Genomic DNA, 2,196 nt, shown 5'->3' on the forward strand with positions numbered 1-2,196 from the left:
GATGCAGTGCGCGCAGCGGCGAAGATTTTGGTAGAGCAGCTCGCCGTGTTCGCACAGCTCGAAGGCAGCGAACTCGCCGCGTTTGACGCACCAGCTCAGCGCAGCAGCCAGCAGTTTGATCCGATCTTGCTGCGCCCAGCTTATCTCGGCGGAGCTCAGCTATGAGCAGTTTGATGGCACCGATGTCTTTAGTGTTGGCTTGAAATTTAACTTTTAAGTGAGCGTTGCACAGCCATCATCGGGCAATCGTCTTGTGCTTTAAGGCGCTTTGCCCTGCTGGGGCTAATGTTTCGCGATGTGGCGGGCACGCCGGCAGGGCTGATAGCGATTCTGCTCTGCCTAGAACGTCGCTGTACCGGGTTGAGCTTAGGCGCTGATCTTAACTTGGGCGTTGTTCACTTAACTTAGGTGCTGTTGATTTCTCTTAGGTGCAGCTCATTTTGCCTAGGCGCGGAGCTTTGGGATGCTTAGCCTAGGCGCCGTTTGTTTATTCCTATCTTGTTTACTTCAATCTTGTTTACTCCAATCTTACCGACTGGTAGCTGGCGCCTAGTTGTACTTAATATTCATCGCGATCAGCGGTTCGCGCGAGGCCTTTTCGGCGCGTAGGCGGGCTAAGTAATTTTCCCATAACTCCACTTGATGAGTGGCGAGATCGTAAAGCACTTGCCATGAAAACAGGCCGGTATCGTGGCCATCATCGAAGACGATTTTAACCGCGTAGTTGCCCACCGGTTCAATGGCGTTGATATTGACGTTCTTTTTATGAGTGACCAGCTTAGGGTTGCCGTGACCATGCACTTCGGCTGAAGGGGAGTAGACGCGTAGCATCTCGCAGCTGAGTTGGTACTGTTCGCCATTATCAAAGCTGATTTCTAAGAGGCGTGATTTACGTTTTAATTTAAGGTCGATGACATTAGGGCTTGCAGTGGTCATAGGTGTTTGCCAAGTGAATGCGAGGAATAGACAAGGGTTAACATAGCAATTCGCGGCTAAGGTTACAAAGTGCGCGGTCACAGTGTGGCATTTAAATCCGCCATGCCGCCCTTTAGGGAACATACATGGCGGATATTGTGCACTAACCTAACTGCTTAGTGCCAAGCACTAAGCGGACAGCGCGCGTTAACCTTAGAGAATAAAGCGGCTTAGGTCTTCGTCCTGCACCAGATTATCTAAGTGGGCACTCACATAATCGGCATCAATCACAAATGCGCTGCCAGACTTGTCAGAAGCCTCATAGGAGATATCTTCCATCAGCTTTTCCATCACGGTATGTAGGCGACGGGCACCAATGTTTTCGGTGCGCTCGTTCACCTGCCATGCCGCTTTGGCAATGCTGTCGATGCCTGATTCGGTAAACTCAATGGTCACACCTTCGGTCGCCATCAGCGCGATATATTGCTCGGTCAGTGACGCATGTGGCTCAGTTAAAATGCGTTTAAAATCATTCGCACTGAGTGCATCTAGCTCGACGCGGATCGGCAGGCGACCTTGCAGCTCAGGAATTAAATCCGACGGTTTTGCCATCTGGAATGCGCCCGAGGCGATAAACAGAATATGGTCGGTTTTCACCATGCCGTGTTTGGTGGTCACAGTGCAACCTTCAACTAGCGGCAGTAAATCGCGCTGCACCCCTTCGCGGGACACGTCAGGGCCTGAGGTTTCGCCGCGTTTACAGATTTTGTCGATTTCATCGAGGAACACGATGCCGTGCTGCTCAACCAATTCAATGGCTTGCTCTTTTAAATCTTCTTGATTCACCAACTTAGCCGCTTCTTCTTCGATCAACAGCTTAAAGGCTTCTTTGATCTTCATCTTGCGGCGCTTGGCCGGTGCTTGGCCCATGTTTTTAAACAGGCTTTGCAGTTGATTGGTCATTTCTTCCATGCCGGGAGGCGACATGATTTCGATACCGACTTGGGGCTGGGCCACATCGATATCGATTTCTTTGTCGTCTAATTGGCCTTCACGCAGTTTTTTACGGAAGATTTGCCGGGTATTGGAGTTGCTGTCAGTGTCGGAGGTGTCCCAGTCGTTTTTTGGCTTCGGCAGCAGGGCATCAAGAATGCGCTCTTCGGCGTGTTCTTCGGCGCGTTGGCGGCATTTGCCCATTTGTTGCTCGCGGGTCAACTTGATGGCGATGTCGGTTAAATCACGGATGATTTGCTCGACTTCTTTGCCCACATAACCCACTTC

Annotated in this window: 2 protein-coding genes; both read right to left on the bottom strand. The window is 51.0% G+C overall.

Annotated features, from left to right (window positions below; all coding sequences use genetic code 11):
• Positions 1–549: 549 nt before the first annotated feature.
• Entirely contained in the window at positions 550–936 is a 387-nt protein-coding gene (locus ACRCZA_RS16870) for a gamma-butyrobetaine hydroxylase-like domain-containing protein (RefSeq protein ID WP_438675530.1), read from the bottom strand.
• 192 nt (positions 937–1,128) lie between these two features.
• Positions 1,129–2,196 (bottom strand): HslU--HslV peptidase ATPase subunit (hslU, locus tag ACRCZA_RS16875; protein WP_438675531.1); only part of this gene is annotated, 1,068 nt, incomplete at its 5' end.

Source organism: Shewanella sp., assembly GCF_051658185.1.
GTDB lineage: Bacteria > Pseudomonadota > Gammaproteobacteria > Enterobacterales > Shewanellaceae > Shewanella.